Below are 15,867 nucleotides of genomic sequence, written 5' to 3'. Positions count from 1 at the left end.
CGTCCCGGCAGAGCGAGGACCTGCTCGACCCACGCGCGCTGCGCGCCGAGGTCGAGCGGCTCGCGGCGGACGGCGGCCCGCTGCCCCGGCCCGAGCGATATGCCGGCTTCCTGCTGCGCTTCGACTCCGTGGAGTTCTGGGCCGACGGCGAGAACCGGCTGCACGAGCGCCTGCGCTATGACCGCGCCCGCGCCGGCTGGACCTCCCGCCGCCTCCAGCCTTAGACACCGGTCGTCGAACTCCCGTCGTCCGCCCGGAGGACACCCCCCCCCGCGATGTCGACCGGGGGTGCCTCCCGCGCGGGTGAAGCCGACCGGCTCACCGGGGCGGGCGGGAACTCGACGACAGGACCTGGGGGCGACCTGACATAGTCCCGGCCGCTCGTGGCGGGCCCCCCGCCGCGCGCGCAGACTCAACCTCTGTGACGCCCCTCCATACGCGTCCACAGGGGAATGGAGAATTTCGTCGCCATGGAACGCCTGCGGAATGCCCGCGGAATTCGGCCGCGGATGTCCTGCGGATGTGAAAAGGCCGCCCGTTTCGGGGCGCTTCATGCGCGCGGAGTGATTTCTCCGGAGACCAAGGAGACGCAGTGGCTGACGATGCCGAAAAGGTGGCTGCCGCCTATTTCCGGGCGTGGCGGGCGCGGGACTTCACCGCCCTGCGCGCGCTGCTGGCCGACGAGGAGTTCTCGTACACGGGACCGCTCGCGCGGCTCGACGACGCCGACGTGTGCCGGGACTCCCTGGCACGGATGGCGTCCGTCACGACCGACCTCGTGATCCGGAAGACCTTCAAGGCCGGTGACGACGTCATGACCTGGCTCGATCTGCACACCACCATCGCCGCACCGACCGCCGTGGCGAACTGGATGCGGGTGCGGGACGGCCGGATCACCGACATCCAGGCCGTGTACGACCCGCGGGCCCTGCTGGCGTCCGCGGATCTGCCCCCGGGCGCCCGAGGCGAACAAGAACCCATGGGCGCAGAGGAATCGTCTACCAGAGGAAAGGGAAACGCACGATGACCACCGCTCGTGAACGCGCCAAGACCCCTGAGGACCTGGCCCGCATCTGGGTCGATCTGGCGAATGCCAAAGACGCCGAAGGGCTCGCGGAGCTCTATGAACCCGACGCGGTCATGGCCTTTCCGATCGGCAGGACGCACGTCGGCCGCCAGGCGATACGCGAGGCATTCGAGGCGATGCTGAAGATCCGGACCCACTACGCGGTGGAGGAGGCCCTGCCGACCCTGCGCCACGGCGACCTGGCCCTCACGGCGACGATCGCGGACGACCACAGCACGGGCCGCTACCAGGTGGCCCGTCGGCAGCCCGACGGCACCTGGCTGCGCATCCTCCACTCGTCCGGCTACCTCGCCTGACGGCGCGCGAGCAGAAGGGCATCACGCGATGAGCGACAACACCGCGACCCTGGAGGCCTACACCACGGGCCTGCTGAGCAAGGACCTGCCCACCGAGGGGACCCGGCTGCACCTGCTGGAGAAGAGTTACGACCCGGCCACGGTCAGGGTCCTTCAGCAACTGGAGATCGCGCCGACCTGGCGCTGCCTGGAACTCGGCGCGGGCGCCGGCTCCATCGCCTATTGGCTCGCCGACCGGGTACCGCAGGGCAGCGTGGTCGCAGCGGACATCGACCCCCGCTTCCTCGACGCCGACCGTGCCCCGCAGCTGACCGTGCGGCGTATGGACGTCAACGAGGAGGACTTCGCCCCCGGCTCCTTCGACCTGGTGCACGCCCGTGCGGTGTTCATGCATCTGCCGCGGCGTGAAGAGGTGCTGCGGCGGGCCGTGCGGTGGCTTGCCCCCGGTGGCTGGCTCGTCCTGGAGGACGTCTACTTCCTGCCGGCCGAGGACTCCCCGTACCCGGAATGGCAGCGGGTTCAGCGGGCCTGGCTGGACGCGCTCGCCGCCCAGGGCATCGACCTGGCCTGGGCGCGCCGGGCGCCGGCCTCGCTGGCGGCGGCAGGGCTCACTTCCGTGGGCGTGTCGGTCGCCCCGGGCGGGCTCGGCATCGACGCCGTCCAGGACGAGTTGCTGCGCATCCGGCTGGTCCAGAGCGGCCGGAGTCTCATCGAGGCCGGGCTGGCCACCGAGGAGCAGATGGCGCGTGCGAGCGCGCTGGTGGAGAGCGTCCCGGCCCCCGACGTATCGACCTTCATCTATTCCAGTTGGGGCCGACAGCCGGCCGACTGAGCCGCTGGGCCCCGCGACCCGAGTGATCAGAAAGGAAAGCCGTGACACAGGCACAGAGCACACGGCACGGTCCTGCCCCATCCAGCGCGGTCATCGCGTGGCTGGCGTTCGCGACCATGTTCGTCATCGGAACCGACACCTTCCTCGTGGCCCCGATGCTGCCCACGCTGGCCGAGCAGTTCGACGTGTCGACCAGCGTCTCCGGGTGGATGGTCAGCGCCTACGCCCTGGGGTTCGCGCTGTTCGCCCTGGTGGCCGGGCCGTTGTCGGACGGCCGCGACCGGCGGGGCGTGCTCCTGCTCGGATTCGCCGGGTTCGCGGTGGCCACGGCCCTGTGCGCCGCGGCACAGGGCCTGTGGACGATGATCCTCTTCCGGTTCCTGGCGGGCATGTTCGCCGCGCTCGTCACCCCGCAGATCTGGGCCTCCATCCCCGTTCTGGTGGCTCCGGACTCGATCGTGAAGACGATGGGCATCGCCGGTGCGGGTATGTCCATCTCCCAGGTCGTCGGTGTCCCGTTCGGCGGCTGGCTGGCGGCGATCTCCTGGCACGTGCCGTTCCTGGCGGTGGCGGGCCTGTCCGGCGTCGCATGGATCCTGCTGTGGCGGGTCTTCCCGTCCGTGCCGTCCTCCCGGGCAGCGGGCGAGACCATGGGGATTCTCGGGACCTACGCCCAGTTGTTCCGGTCGGCGACCTTCACCTGGTACCTGGTGGCCTACCTCATCTACCAGACCGGCGTGTTCGAGACGATCTCCTTCATCGGCTCCTGGCTGGACGAGGACTTCGGCCTGGGCGTCAGCGCGGTCGGGGCCTCGATGATGGCCCTCGGCGTCGGCATGGCGACCACCTCCATCTTCGGCAGCCGCCTCATCCGCCGGATCGGTGAACACCGCACGCTGGCGCTGGTGTTCACCGTCCTGATCGTCGCCTACGCCGCGGTGCCGTTCGCGCCGAACCTGGGTCTGGCGCTCACCGGTCTCGCCGTCGGGTCCGCCATGCTCGGGCTCGCTTACCCGATCTTCATGTCCATGCTGCTGTCGCAGACGACGGCCTCCCGAGGCACGGTGTCGTCGCTGTCCACCACCGCGCTGTACGCGGGTACGACGATCGGCGGCCTGGTCGGCGGTGTGCTGCTGACCGAGTTCGACGGTTTCAAGGGTGTGGCCGGCTTCACCGTCCTGGCGCTCCTCGTCGCCGCTGCGATCTTCGCGGCGACCGGGGCCTTCAGGGCTCCGAAGCCGGTGGCCGCGCCCCAGGGCACCCCGACCGAGGCGGAGACGACGGCTGCGTGAACCCGCCGCCGCGCCGTTGGCCGGATCCATGACCGCGCGTGCTCGCTTCCGCTCCGTACACGAGTCGGAAGCGAGTACGCACGGTCATGCGTCCGGTCGGCGCACCGCGCACCGGCCTCTTCAACGGACACCTCATCCCGGACCACCACATCCTTGCGACGCATCCCTGACCGACAACCCTGACTCACGACGCTTCGAATACCACTCGGCCATGACCAAAGGGGGGACATGTCCGGCCATGACGAGCTGCTCAGAGAACTGGGCACCCAGCTCTTCGCCTCGCTGCCGCGCAGCGACCAGCGAAGGATGGCGCTCACCTACGTACGAGGCCTGCTGACCACGCGGGGCCGCAAGTCCTTCCGGAACATGGCGCTGAGCCTGGGCGGCCCGAGGCTCGAGCAGAGCCTGCACCATTTCGTCAGTTGCTCCGCCTGGGACTGGGCGCCCGTGGCCCGCGCGGTGGCGGACATCATGACGCCGGTGGCCCCGCCCAGTGGCTGGGTGTTGCGGAACCTGGTCACACCGCGGGAGGGGGACAGCACCGTCGGGGTGCACAAACGTTTCCTCGCTGGGCGCGGGCAAGTCGTCAACGCCCAGTACGCGGTGGGCCTGTGGGCCGCCTCCCCCAGAGGCTGCTACCCGCTCGCCTGGCGGCTGCTGCTACCGCCCGAGTGGCTCGAGGACGACGTACGGCGGACCCGGGCGTCGATCCCCGACAGCCGCGTGCACGAGACCCCCGTCGAGTGCGCCGCCGAGGCATACCTGAGCCTCGCGGCCGAACTGCGGGGCGCACTGCCGGTGGTGATGGACCTGTGCGGCCCGGGCATCGACACCGCCGCGGCGGTCCACCGGCTGCGCTCGGCCGGGATTCCCTTCATGGTCCGGGTGTACCGCACCCTGCGTCTCACGGTGCTCGATCCCACCCTGCGCGGACTGGGCCCGGGCCCTGTCTCCACGTACCAGATCCTGGCGGCGGCGGAGAGCCTGCGGGGGCAGCCGGCGGATCCAGGACCGCGTGGTGAGGGCCCGCCGTGCACTCTGGCCGCGGCTGTGCGGGTCCGCTCCCCGCACCACCCCGTGGCCCACGCGCCGGACGGCAGCCACGACCCGTACGACCTGCTGCTGCTCCGTACGCGGACGGACGCCGGTCGGCAGTCCGACGAGGTGTGGCTCACCGACATGCTCGACGCGGACTCCGCCACCCTGCTGCACATGACCGCCCTCCCGCGGGGCGTCGACGACGCCTTCGTACGCGTCACCGAGCGCATCGGCATACGGGACTTCACCGGCCGCTCCTACGGCGGCTGGAACCGCCACACCACCCTGGCGTCGGCGGCACACGCCCTCGCGCTGCTGTCAGACGAACGGACGGACCTGCTCAACTCCCCGGTGGCGCTGACCACATGAGGCTGTGAGCACCCGCCGCCCCTCCCCTTCACCCCAGCGGACATAGGAGTGCCATGTCGCGTCGTCTGTTCACCTCGGAGTCCGTGACCGAGGGTCACCCCGACAAGATCGCTGACCGGATCAGCGACACCATTCTCGACGCGCTGCTGCGCGAGGACCCGACCTCCCGGGTCGCGGTGGAGACCTTGATCACCACCGGTCAGGTCCACGTCGCCGGCGAGGTCACGACCAAGGCTTACGTCCCGATCGCCCAGCTGGTCCGTGACACGATCCTGGAGATCGGCTACGACTCCTCCAAGAAGGGCTTCGACGGCGCCTCCTGCGGGGTGTCCGTGTCCATCGGCGCACAGTCGCCGGACATCGCACAGGGCGTCGACGCGGCGTACGAGGCCCGCGTCGAGGGTTCCTCCGCAGACGGAGACGTCGACGAGCTGGACCGGCAGGGCGCCGGTGACCAGGGCCTGATGTTCGGCTACGCGTCGAACGAGACGCCGACGCTGATGCCACTGCCGGTCTTCCTCGCCCACCGCCTGTCCAAGCGGCTGTCGGACGTGCGCAAGAACGGCACGATCCCCTACCTGCGTCCGGACGGCAAGACGCAGGTCACCCTCGAGTACGCCGACGACAAGGCGGTCCGTCTCGACACCGTCGTGGTCTCCTCGCAGCACGCGTCCGACATCGACCTGGACTTCCTCCTGACCCCGGACGTCCGAGAGTTCGTGGTGGAGCCGGAGCTGAAGGCACTGCTGGACGAGGGCATCAAGGTGGACACCAACGACTACCGCCTGCTGGTGAACCCCACCGGCCGCTTCGAGATCGGTGGACCGATGGGCGACGCCGGCCTGACCGGCCGAAAGATCATCATCGACACCTACGGCGGTATGGCCCGCCACGGCGGCGGCGCCTTCTCCGGCAAGGACCCCTCCAAGGTGGACCGCTCGGCGGCGTACGCGATGCGCTGGGTCGCCAAGAACGTGGTCGCCGCGGGCCTGGCCTCCCGCTGCGAGGCGCAGGTGGCGTACGCGATCGGCAAGGCCGAGCCGGTCGGCCTGTTCGTCGAGACCTTCGGCACGGCCCTGTACCCCGAGCAGGCGATCCAGGAGGCCGTCACCGAGGTCTTCGACCTGCGCCCCGCCGCGATCATCCGCGACCTCGACCTGCTCCGCCCGATCTACGCGCGGACGGCCGCCTACGGTCACTTCGGCCGCGAGCTGCCCGAGTTCACCTGGGAACGCACCGACCGCGTGGAGGAGTTGCGACGCCGCGTGATCGGCTGACGGACCGGTCCGGCCATGGCGCTGCGAACCACCGCGTGGAGCCCCTGCCACCCGCCTTCGGGCGCCGGAGACCCTTCCCGGGACCGCACCGCCGAGCTGAGCCGGCTGATCGCGCGCGAGACGACGCTGCGGCCGGTCGCCCGCCTGACCGCCGCAGGGCCCTCGGTCACCGAGCGGCGACACATCATCGGCCCGCCGGCTCGAAGCCGCCCCGGGACCGCCTCGCCGAAGGCCACCGCATCTGCGTGGAGCAAGCCACAGGGACCCCAGCCGTCGAGGAGTACCCATGCCCTCCCAGCCCCAGCCGCCCGCCAGTACGACGCTCCGGCGTGCGGGCCCGGACAGCGGTGGCGCACGGCTTGCCATCACAGGCTCCATCGCCACTGACCATCTGATGACGTTCCCGGGACGGTTCACCGACCAGCTGATCGCCGGCCGGCTCGATCACGTCTCCCTGTCCTTCCTCGTCGACGACCTGGAGATCCGGCACGGGGGAGTAGCCGCGAACATCGCCTTCGGCCTCGGCTGCCTGGGCACGGCGCCTCTACTGGTCGGCGCGGTCGGCGACGACTTCGGCGACTACGAGGTGTGGCTGAAGGCGCACGGGGTCGACACCGCGTACGTCCGGGTGTCCGCCCGGCAGCGGACCGCACGGTTCATGTGCACCACGGACGCGGACCAGAACCAGATCGCCTCCTTCCACACGGGGGCGATGGCCGATGCCGCCGCCATCGACCTCGCACCCCTGATGGCCGGTCCGGGCGGCGTCGACCTGGTCCTCGTCTCCCCGAACGATCCCGAGGCGATGGTGCGGCACACCGAGCAGTGCCGCGAGAGGGGAACGCCCTTCGCCGCCGACCCCTCCCAGCAACTCGCCGTCCTCGCGGGCGACGACGTCCGCCGGCTCGTGACCGGGGCACGATGGCTGTTCACCAACGAGTACGAGGCCGCGCTCCTGCTGGAGCGCACCGGCTGGTCCCGGCACGAGGTGCTGCGACGCGTCGGCACCTGGCTCACCACGCGGGGTGCGGCCGGGGTGCGGGTGGAGTCCGCCCAGGACGGAACCATGGACTTCCCGGCCGTCCCGGCGACGGCGACCGCCGACCCGACCGGCGTCGGTGACGCGTTCCGGGCCGGCTTCCTGGCCGCCGCCGTCAGCTGGTCCCTGCCTCCCCGAGAGGCGGTCCCTCTGGGCTGCGCCCTGGCCACCACGGCCCTGGAATCGATCGGGCCGCAGCAGTACGGCCTGTGCGCCACGGAGCTGCTGCGCCGCATCGCGACCACCTACGGCGACAGCACGGCGAACCGGCTGACCCGGCACCTGAAACACATCATGTGAGAGCTCGGTGAACAACCGGTCGTATGAGCCCAGCTCGCGCTGTTCGACCTCGACCAGCGGACTGGAGGCGGAGCCGACGGCGTGGATCTGACCTGTGGGCCGGCGACGTACTTCCTGCCGCATCACCTGTCCGGCCTCGGCGTGCTCGGGATGGGTGAGGGTCTGGTGGCGGGCCCAGCAGCGGGCATGCCGGGCGACGATTTCGCCGCCGGAGGTGAGCACGATGACCTGCTCGTTGTCGGTCAGCACGGTGACCTGGTGGCCGATCGTGGAGGGTTCACGGAGTGGTCGCAAGTGTCGACGCGGACATAGTGGTCGCGGCCCAGCCGGACCGAAAAGCGCCACCAGGTGGCCGGGTCGACCGCGGGCAGGGTGAGCATCTGGGCCCGGTCCGCTGCCCACCGGTCGGCCGGGGGCCGAGACGGTGCGGTGGACATGCCAGTTGGCGACCTTCAGCCATGCCGCGAGCCGGGTGTTGAACCGCAAGTTCACTGTGCCGTTCCCTCTGGGGAGGAATGGCAGTGGGAGTACGACTACTACGACGACGATGAGCACTCACCTCTACTCCACGGCATCTATCAGAATGGCTCGGTCTCGGGCGGTCGGCGGCGGAGCGTGCGCTGTGGAAGAACTTCAGCCCGGTGATCGGACAGGTGGCGATGAGCCCGGCTGCCGCGGCCTGGTCCCATCCGTACTGCTCGGCGTCGCCGCGCAGCAGACGGGCTGTGAATGAGCGCCATGGATGGCCCGACCAGTCAGATACGCGCTCAGTAGCCGAGTCGGAGATCGAGGGAGGGCCGGGGCGCAGGTTGCTCGTGGTCGACGGGGAGCCTGCCTTCGAACTCAGCTTCTGGTGCGGAACATGCCCGTTCCTGTTCCGCCGGTTGGAGACTGCCCGGCAGACGTTGTCACTGGAGAGGGTGCAAGAGCGGCTCACTGGCGCGCTGGCCGATCTGGACGACGGCGGCGTGATCGACAGGTCAGCGCCGTCTTGGTAGCTGAGCGGGCTGCACCCGCCAGGACCTCGTGCCCTCCGCGTGCCCAATCTTTGGGTCAGGGTGCGCTGGCAAAACGTCCAAGCGGTTCACCAATACACAAGCCCCAGGCCACTGACCTGGGGCTTCATCATGGAGCGGGTGACGAGAATCGAACTCGCGCTCTCAGCTTGGGAAGCTGATGTTCTACCATTAAACTACACCCGCGTAAGACGCCGATCGGAGTCGGTGTCGAATGCTCGCTCACTCTACCTCATGTCAGACCTCCGGCGTTCGTGCCGCGAGGTCTGAGCGCGTTTCAGGGATGGGATGCGGCTGCGGGGGAACGGAGTTGGGGCGTACGGTGGTGGGGCGAAAGAGGGCCCGGGCGGGACCGGAGTGCCGCCTGGAGGGCCGTCCCTTTGATCCCGTACTGTGGCTTTTGTCGTCAGGCAAGCAGCAGCCAGACGCGGCTCTTGGGGAAGGGACTCTTGGACTTGATGGAGCGCACCGTCGTCCGTTGTGCCGATGGGCACGTGTTCACCACCGCTTCGTTCCCGATGCAGCAGGCCGAGCGGCTCGGCCCCGGGCGGCTGCTTCGGTGCCCGCGATGTGCGCGGCTCCGGAGTGTGGTGCCCGTCAGCTATCAGAAGCGGTAGCGACAGCGGTAACGGACAGAGCACGAGACACAAGGCAATAGGCACAAGGCGCGCGGAGACGTCCGGTTGTGGTCGCTCCGCGCGTCTTGCGTATCCTCGGGGCGTGCTTCTCTCAGACAAGGACATCCGGGCCGAGATCGATGCCGGGCGGGTACGGATCGATCCCTATGACGACACGATGGTGCAGCCGTCGAGCATCGACGTGCGCCTCGACCGCTACTTCCGGGTGTTCGAGAATCACCGATACCCCCACATCGATCCCGCCATCGAGCAGTCCGACCTGACCCGGCTCGTGGAGCCGGAGGGGGACGAGCCGTTCATCCTGCACCCCGGGGAGTTCGTCCTCGCCAGCACGTACGAGGTCATCTCCCTGCCCGACGATCTCGCCTCCCGGCTGGAGGGCAAGAGCTCGCTGGGGCGCCTGGGACTGGTGACGCACTCCACCGCAGGGTTCATCGACCCCGGCTTCAGCGGGCACGTGACCCTGGAGCTGTCCAACCTCGCCACTCTGCCCATCAAGCTCTGGCCGGGCATGAAGATCGGGCAGCTGTGCATGTTCAAGCTGAGCTCGCCCGCCGAGTACCCGTACGGCAGCGAGCGGTACGGGTCCCGCTACCAGGGGCAGCGCGGGCCGACCGCCTCCCGGTCCTTCCTCAACTTCCACCGGACCCAGGTGTGAGCGACCCGAACGTCAGCGACCCGATCGTCAGCGACTTGAACGTCAGCGAGCCGAAGGGAGCGACGCAGGTATGAGTGACGTGCGCGAGAACCTGACCTATGAGAGTTTCGGCGTCGCCGTGCGCGAGCTTGCGCAGGCCATCGCCGACGACGGCTACGAGCCCGACATAGTCCTCAGCATCGCCCGCGGCGGCGTCTTCGTGGCCGGCGGCCTCGCCTACGCCCTCAACTGCAAGAACATCCACCTGGTGAACGTCGAGTTCTACACCGGTGTGGGGACGACCCTCGAAATGCCCGTCATGCTCGCCCCCGTCCCCAACGCGATCGACTTCTCGCAGAAGAAGGTGCTGATCACCGACGACGTCGCCGACACCGGCAAGACGCTCAAGCTGGTGCGCGACTTCTGCCTCGACACCGTCGCCGAGGTGCGCAGCGCCGTCGTCTACGAGAAGTCCCACTCGCTGGTGAAGTGCGAGTACGTGTGGAAGCGCACTGACGATTGGATCAACTTCCCGTGGAGTGTCGAACCGCCACTGGTACGGCGGGCCGGCCAGGTACTCGACGCCTGACCGGCAGGTCCGGACAGAAAGAGGGGCTCCCCGCGGGGAGCCCCTCTCTCGTGCCGTACGGCCTCAGACCGTGCCCAGCTTCACGATCGACAGCAGGGCGATCAGTTGGATCGCCGACGCGCCCAGGGCCTTCGGCCATGGCAGGTCGTGGGAGCGGCCGACCATGAGGGTCAGCAGGACGCCGCCCGCGATCCAGGTGGCCCAGCCGAGCAGCTGGACGAACATCGCGTCACCGCCCGCGAACATAGCGAAGACCAGGCGCGGCGCGTCCGTGAGGGACATGATCAGCATGGACAGGCCGACCGTGGGCTGCCAGGCGCCGTCGCCGCCGAGCTGGCGGGCCAGGGTGTGGGTGACCACGCCCAGGACGAAGGCGCTCAGCACCATCGCGACGGCCGTCGTCAGGACGATCGGGACGGCGTTCGACAGTGTGGCGTTTATCGCATCCTTGCGGGCGCCGTCGAAGCCGAAGACGGCGAGCAGGCCGTAGAGGAACGTGACGATGAGGGCCGGGCCCCACACCGCGTAGTCCCGCATCTGCAGGAAGGTCTGGTTGGGGCCGAGGACGATCCCCCGGAGCAGGGCCTTCCAGTGCAGGCGCGGGCCGACCGGGCCGGGCGGCGGGGCGGCCGAGCCGGCGCGGTAGGTGTCGCCCTGGGTGTAGGGGTCCTGGCCGACCGAGAAGGCCTGGGTGTGGCCCGGGTTGTTCGCCGCGTACGGGTCGGGCGGGCCCTGCGGGCCGGGCGGGTACGCGCCGTCGCCGAAGTACTCCGGCTCGCCCTGGCCGCCGTAACCACCGCCGTGCGCGGCGTTCGGCTGCGGCCATGCCGGGCCGCCGCCGTTGCCGTACGGCGGCTGCTGCCGAGGGTACGGCTGCGGCGCCGGCGGGGAGCCGTACGACGGCCCCTGCGGCGTCTGCCCGTACGGGGGGTTTTGCGGTCGCGTCTGAGGAGCGCCGTTGTTCCGGCCGCGTCCGATCCTGAATCCAGCCACGTCTTCGAACGTACCTGGTCCCGCCCGGTGGCGTGCCGGGCCCGGGCTTCCGGGCCCGGCTTTGCGGCCGAGCTGTGACATCCCTTAGGGGGCAAGGGCCTTGGGCGTCCGTGGGCCGTCAGGGTTCCGCCGTACGGGCGGTGCCACGGCCCCTCGGGGCGGCGTCAGCCGAGCATGTCCTGGCCGAGCCTCAGGTAGCCGGTCGTCGACATGCCGAGCGAGCCGGGGCCGAAGCTGATCGCGTTCTTCGTCGTCACGCCCGAGGCCGAGCCGCGCAGGCCGAAGACGGCGCCGGAGGGGTGGTTCTCGCCGTCGGCACCGACGGACAGGTCCGCCTTGCCGTCGCCGGTGAGGTCGGACAGGCGTACGGACGCGCCGAAGCGGTCGGCGGACTCGGCGGTGCCGGGGACGCCGGCCGTGTTCTGGGTGAACGACTGGGCGCCGGTGGCGGTCAGGCCGGCGGCCGAGCCGCGCAGGACCGTGACCATGCCGGCGATCTTCGTGGTGCCGATGGTCTCGTGGAGGGCGCCGACGGCCAGGTCGCCGTAGCCGTCGCCGTTGACGTCGGCGATGGAGAGGGCGTTGCCGAACCAGTCGCCTTCCTCGTCGGCGCCGGGGACTCCGGGGGTGTCCTGGTCGATCGTGGTCTGAGGCTGGGTGCGGACGCCGTTCGCGCTGCCGAGGTAGGCGCTGACGGAGCCGCCGAGGCTCTTGCCGTCGCCGCCGTACGCCGCCGAGACGACGTCGTCGTAGCCGTCGCCGTTCAGGTCGCCGACGGTCGCCAGCTCCCAGCCGCCGCTCCTGAGGAACGTCTGGTACGTGAAGCCGGAGGCGGAGCCGAGGTAGATCATGTTGCCGTCGTCGTACGTCGACGCCTCGCTGCCCGTGACGACCAGGTCGTCGGTGCCGTCGCCGTCGAGATCGCCGGCGGAGAGGTCCTGGGCGCCGTAGATGCTGTTGCCGGTCTGGAGGCCGGTGGCGAGTTCGTGGCGGGCCGCGGGGCCGGAGGTCTTGGTGAAGCTCTCGTGGATCCAGATGTCGCTGCCGGTGCCGCCGACGGCGAGGTCGGGGCGGCGGTCCCCGTCGAAGTCGCCGACGGTGACGGACATGCCGTACTCGTCGTGGGCCGACACGGCCGGGTCGGGGACGCCCTTGCCGCCGGACAGGCCGCTCTTGCCGCCCCAGACGACCGTGACGGAGCCGCCGTCGACGTCGGATCTGATGTCCTCGCCGACGCTGCCGATCACGAGGTCGGCGTACCCGTCGGCGTTGAGATCGCCGGAGGTGAGGGACTTGCCGAAGCGGTCGCCCTGCTCGGCGGTGCCGGGGATGCCGGCGGTGTCCTGGGTGAGGATCGTGCGGTGGGTGGCGCTGATGCCGTTCGCGGAGCCGTAGGTGACGACGACGGCGCCCGCGTCGGTCTTGCCGCCGACGGGAGTGTAGGGCGCGGCGGTGGCGAGGTCGCGGTAGCCGTCGCCGTTGAAGTCGTCGGCGTACTCGGCGGGGGCGGCGGAGACCGGTGCCGCCAGGGCGAGCGGGGTGAGACCTGCGGTCAGCAGGGCGGCGGTGAGGGTGGCCGCAGTCTTCCTGCGCATGAGGTGTTCCTCCTGGTAGGTGGTGGGGTCATGGTCCGCGGGATCAGCCCGCGAGTACGTCTCCGAAGGCGGCGTCGGCCGCCGGGCCGCCGACCGTCGCGGCGCCGAAGGACTTGGACCCGGTGGCCGTGACGCCGGACGAGGTGGACTTCAGCAGCCAGACCGCACCGTCGCCGGTGTTCTCGCCGGAGGCGCTCGCCACCAGCTCCGCCCGGCCGTCACCGCTCGCGTCGGTGAGCCGCACGGCGTAGCCGAAGTGGTCGTACGCCTCGGCGGTGCCCGGGACGCCCGCGGTGTTCTGCGAGAAGGACTTGGCGCCGTTGCCGGTCAGACCGGACGCCGAGCCGCGCAGGACCGTGACCATGCCGGCCTGCTTCACCGAGCCGAGTGCCTCGTAGGGGGTGCCGACCGCGATGTCGGTGTAGCCGTCGTCGTTGGTGTCGCCGGCCGACAGGCTCCAGCCGAAGCGGTCGTTCCGCTCGGCGGCGCCGGGCACGCCGGCGGTGTCCTGGGTGATGCGCACGGGGGTGCGGGTGCTCAGGCCGCCGGCCGCGCCGTAGGTCACGGTGACCGCGCCCCCGGGGCCGCCGTTCGGCTCTTCCGCGGACTTCTCCATGAAGTTGCCGGTGACGATGTCGCCGTAGCCGTCCTTGTTCACGTCCGCGATGACGGCGTCGTACCCGCCGGCGGCCTTGCCGCCCGGCGTCAGGCCGGTGGCGGAGCCCTTGTACAGCACGCTGCGGGTGCGGTAGCCGTCGCCGGCCGCCTCCTGGCCCATGACCAGCAGGTCCGACCGGCCGTCGCCGGTGACGTCGCCCGCGACGACCCGGTCGGTGTTGATGCCGGTCTGGGCGGAGGTGTCGACGCCGGTGAGCTCGGCGGCCTTGCCGGTGCGGGTGATCGGGCCCTCGAAGACGTTCAGTTCGGGGTAGGCGATGTTGGCGGCGGCCAGGTCGGTGTCGCCGTCGCCGTCGAAGTCGCCGGTGGCGACGGACCAGCCCAGCTCGTTGCGGTTCTCGGGGAGCGGGGCGGACAGGTCCGTCGCGGTCTTCAGGCCGCTCGCGCCGCCCCAGACGACGGTGAGGACGCCCGAGTCGTCGGTGGAGCCGATCCGCTCGGCGTGCACGCCCACGATCAGGTCGGTGTAGCCGTCGTCGTCCAGGTCGCCGGTGGTCAGGCGGTCGCCGAAGTAGTCCTGCGACTCCGGGACGCCCGGGATGCCGTCGGTGGCCTGGCTGACGATCTGGCGCTTGGAGCTGTCGAGGCCGTTCGCGGTGCCGTAGACGACGGCGACGTAGCCCGCTGCGGTCTTGCCGGCGATCTTGCCGAGCGGCGCGGCGATTGCGAGGTCGCGGTGGCCGTCACCGTTGAAGTCGCCGGACAGGCCGGAGGGCGCGGCGGCGGCCTGCGTGGCGGGCAGGGCGGTGAGCAGGCCGGTGGTGAGGGCCGTGGCCAGGAGGAGGGTGCATCTGCGCATCTTCGATTCCCCGTTGTCGGTGATCAGGAGTTGAGTGCGGTGCCGTAGCCGGGCGCGCCGGCTGTCGAGACGCCCGTCGTGCCCGGGCCGAAGCTCGTCGAGCCGGAGGCCGTCGGGCCGGTCGCCGTGGCGCGCAGGGACCAGATCGCGCCGTCGCCGGCGTTCTCGCCCGGCGCGGAGACGGACAGGTCGGCGCGACGGTCGCCGGTGTGGTCGGTGAGGGTGACGCGCTCGCCGAAGCGGTCACCCTTCTCGGAGGTGCCGGGCACACCGGCGGTGTTCTGGGTGTACGACGTCGCGCCCCTGGTCGTCAGGCCGGACGCCGAGCCGTACAGCACGGTGACGGCACCGGCGGAGCCGTTCTCGCCCGCGGTACCGATCGCCAGGTCGGCGTATCCGTCGCCGTCGACGTCGCCGATATCGACGCCGCTGCCGAAGCGGTCGCCCTTCTCGGCGGCGCCGGGTACGCCGGCCGTGTCCTGGGTGAGGACGAGCGGGGCGCGGCCGCTGTCGCGGCCGTCGGGTCCGCCGTAGACGACGGTGACCTTGCCGCCGAGGGCGCCCTCGGGGTCGGCGGAGGCCTCCCGGTCGTTCCCCACGGCGATGTCGTCGTGGCCGTCACCGTCGATGTCGCCCACGGCGGAGACGAACCCCGCGGGCAGCTTCTCCAGCCAGTCGGTGTAGTTGCCGATCTTCATGTCGGCGAGGGAGGTGGTGGCGGCGCCGTTGTGCGCGGCGCGGCCGTGCAGGACCACGCGGGGGCGGCCGTCGCCGGTGACGTCGCCGGAGGAGAGGTGGGTGATGCCGTTCGAGGACGACCACCAGTCGTTGCGCGAGCCCGAACCGCCGCTGGAGGCGCTGGTCCTGGTGATCGGGCCGTTCACGAGGGAGAGGGTGACCGGGCCGGTGGAGCCGACCGCGACGTCCACGTCGCCGTCGCCGTCGAAGTCGCCCGCGGTCAGCGTCCGGCCGTAGCGGTCGTAGTCGGTGCTGAAGAAGCTGAACAGCGAACGGGCGCCGGACAGGCCGGACGTCGATCCCCAGACGATGGTGACCGTGCCGTCGTTGGTGTCGCTGCCGTCCTCGCCGGGTGTGCCGATCAGCAGGTCGGCGTAGCCGTCGGTGTTCAGGTCGGCGGAGGCGAGGGCGGAGCCGAACGCGTCGTCGGCCTCGGCGGCACCGGGCATGCCCGCGGTGTTCTGGGTCAGCAGGGTGCGCGTGGAGCTCTTCGGCCCGCTGGTGCTGCCGTAGACCACCGACACGGCACCGGCTTTCGCCTGCCCGGCGACGGTGGCGCCCGGCGCGCCGACCGCGAGGTCGGTGCGGCCGTCGCCGTTGAAGTCGTAGGGGGCCGCGGGCGTCACGGCGTGCGCGGCGGGGGCGGAGAGGGTG

14 protein-coding genes, 1 tRNA gene and 2 pseudogenes are annotated in these 15,867 nt (G+C 70.8%); 10 read left to right on the top strand and 7 right to left on the bottom strand.

Features of this window, described 5'->3' with window-relative positions; genetic code table 11:
* From C1J00_RS22590 to C1J00_RS22555, 8 genes are all read left to right on the top strand, one after another.
* The coding region (locus tag C1J00_RS22590) for a pyridoxine 5'-phosphate oxidase C-terminal domain-containing protein (RefSeq protein ID WP_281262767.1) at positions 1–224 on the top strand (224 nt) is incomplete at its 5' end.
* Between the two features lie 368 nt (positions 225–592).
* Positions 593–1,027, top strand: a complete 435-nt coding sequence (locus tag C1J00_RS22585) for a nuclear transport factor 2 family protein (RefSeq protein ID WP_102910882.1) — start codon at positions 593–595, stop codon at positions 1,025–1,027.
* Positions 1,024–1,383: a YybH family protein gene (locus tag C1J00_RS22580; protein ID WP_102910881.1), complete on the top strand. Its 360-nt coding sequence runs from the start codon at positions 1,024–1,026 to the stop codon at positions 1,381–1,383. Before C1J00_RS22585 ends, C1J00_RS22580 begins: the two co-directional genes overlap by 4 nt.
* 28 nt (positions 1,384–1,411) lie before the next feature.
* Positions 1,412–2,215: a class I SAM-dependent methyltransferase gene (locus C1J00_RS22575; RefSeq protein ID WP_102910880.1), complete on the top strand. Its 804-nt coding sequence runs from the start codon at positions 1,412–1,414 to the stop codon at positions 2,213–2,215.
* Positions 2,216–2,256: 41 nt separating this feature from the next.
* Complete coding sequence (locus C1J00_RS22570; protein ID WP_102910879.1) at positions 2,257–3,507, top strand: MFS transporter; 1,251 nt, start codon at positions 2,257–2,259, stop codon at positions 3,505–3,507.
* Between the two features lie 228 nt (positions 3,508–3,735).
* Positions 3,736–4,914 carry an IS701 family transposase gene (locus C1J00_RS22565; RefSeq protein WP_102910878.1) on the top strand — a complete coding sequence of 393 codons (1,179 nt, stop codon included), beginning with the start codon at positions 3,736–3,738 and terminating at the stop codon, positions 4,912–4,914.
* 53 nt (positions 4,915–4,967) lie between these two features.
* Positions 4,968–6,191 (top strand): methionine adenosyltransferase, encoded by a 1,224-nt coding sequence (metK, locus tag C1J00_RS22560; protein ID WP_102910877.1) that lies wholly within the window; start codon positions 4,968–4,970, stop codon positions 6,189–6,191.
* A gap of 394 nt (positions 6,192–6,585) precedes the next feature.
* Positions 6,586–7,530, top strand: coding sequence for a carbohydrate kinase family protein (locus C1J00_RS22555; protein ID WP_245936456.1), 945 nt, complete (start codon positions 6,586–6,588; stop codon positions 7,528–7,530).
* A 216-nt stretch (positions 7,531–7,746) separates the two neighbouring features.
* Here C1J00_RS22555 and C1J00_RS48330 read toward each other — a convergent pair.
* The 3 genes and pseudogenes from C1J00_RS48330 to C1J00_RS22535 all read right to left on the bottom strand — a co-directional run.
* A pseudogene (locus C1J00_RS48330) lies at positions 7,747–7,910 on the bottom strand (Mu transposase domain-containing protein); the annotation flags it as partial.
* A gap of 218 nt (positions 7,911–8,128) precedes the next feature.
* A pseudogene (locus C1J00_RS46930) lies at positions 8,129–8,248 on the bottom strand (PIN domain nuclease); the annotation flags it as partial.
* A gap of 410 nt (positions 8,249–8,658) precedes the next feature.
* Positions 8,659–8,732 (bottom strand) — tRNA-Gly (locus tag C1J00_RS22535).
* Between the two features lie 534 nt (positions 8,733–9,266).
* Between C1J00_RS22535 and dcd the strand changes: the two genes are divergently transcribed.
* On the top strand, positions 9,267–9,842 hold the full coding sequence (dcd, locus tag C1J00_RS22525) for a dCTP deaminase (protein WP_102910874.1): 576 nt from the start codon (positions 9,267–9,269) through the stop codon (positions 9,840–9,842).
* A 70-nt stretch (positions 9,843–9,912) separates the two neighbouring features.
* Entirely contained in the window at positions 9,913–10,410 is a 498-nt protein-coding gene (locus tag C1J00_RS22520; RefSeq protein WP_102910873.1) for a phosphoribosyltransferase, read from the top strand.
* A 63-nt stretch (positions 10,411–10,473) separates the two neighbouring features.
* Here C1J00_RS22520 and C1J00_RS22515 read toward each other — a convergent pair whose 3' ends face one another.
* The 4 genes from C1J00_RS22515 to C1J00_RS22500 form a co-directional block, all read right to left on the bottom strand.
* The gene (locus C1J00_RS22515) at positions 10,474–11,484 is read right to left on the bottom strand and encodes a Yip1 family protein (RefSeq protein WP_102910872.1); all 1,011 of its coding nucleotides are present in this window, start codon (positions 11,482–11,484) and stop codon (positions 10,474–10,476) included.
* An 83-nt stretch (positions 11,485–11,567) separates the two neighbouring features.
* Positions 11,568–12,998, bottom strand: coding sequence for an FG-GAP-like repeat-containing protein (locus C1J00_RS22510; protein WP_102910871.1), 1,431 nt, complete (start codon positions 12,996–12,998; stop codon positions 11,568–11,570).
* 43 nt (positions 12,999–13,041) lie between these two features.
* The gene (locus C1J00_RS22505) at positions 13,042–14,475 is read right to left on the bottom strand and encodes an FG-GAP-like repeat-containing protein (protein WP_102910870.1); all 1,434 of its coding nucleotides are present in this window, start codon (positions 14,473–14,475) and stop codon (positions 13,042–13,044) included.
* Positions 14,476–14,498: 23 nt separating this feature from the next.
* A partial coding sequence (locus C1J00_RS22500) for an FG-GAP-like repeat-containing protein (RefSeq protein ID WP_102910869.1) occupies positions 14,499–15,867 on the bottom strand: 1,369 nt, incomplete at its 5' end.

The sequence above is a fragment of the Streptomyces cahuitamycinicus genome (genome assembly GCF_002891435.1).
GTDB classification, from domain to species: Bacteria; Actinomycetota; Actinomycetes; order Streptomycetales; family Streptomycetaceae; genus Streptomyces; species Streptomyces cahuitamycinicus.
This window is presented reverse-complemented; position numbering and strand designations above follow the sequence as displayed.

Coding starts and splice junctions, on each gene's coding strand:
- C1J00_RS22565 (WP_102910878.1), top strand. CDS start 3,736: ATGTCCGGCCATGACGAGCTGCTCAGAGAACTGGGCACCCAGCTCTTC.
- C1J00_RS22515 (WP_102910872.1), bottom strand. CDS start 11,484: ATGTCACAGCTCGGCCGCAAAGCCGGGCCCGGAAGCCCGGGCCCGGCA.
- C1J00_RS22580 (WP_102910881.1), top strand. CDS start 1,024: ATGACCACCGCTCGTGAACGCGCCAAGACCCCTGAGGACCTGGCCCGC.
- C1J00_RS22505 (WP_102910870.1), bottom strand. CDS start 14,475: ATGCGCAGATGCACCCTCCTCCTGGCCACGGCCCTCACCACCGGCCTG.
- C1J00_RS22555 (WP_245936456.1), top strand. CDS start 6,586: ATGACGTTCCCGGGACGGTTCACCGACCAGCTGATCGCCGGCCGGCTC.
- C1J00_RS22510 (WP_102910871.1), bottom strand. CDS start 12,998: ATGCGCAGGAAGACTGCGGCCACCCTCACCGCCGCCCTGCTGACCGCA.
- metK (WP_102910877.1), top strand. CDS start 4,968: ATGTCGCGTCGTCTGTTCACCTCGGAGTCCGTGACCGAGGGTCACCCC.
- C1J00_RS22520 (WP_102910873.1), top strand. CDS start 9,913: ATGAGTGACGTGCGCGAGAACCTGACCTATGAGAGTTTCGGCGTCGCC.
- C1J00_RS22575 (WP_102910880.1), top strand. CDS start 1,412: ATGAGCGACAACACCGCGACCCTGGAGGCCTACACCACGGGCCTGCTG.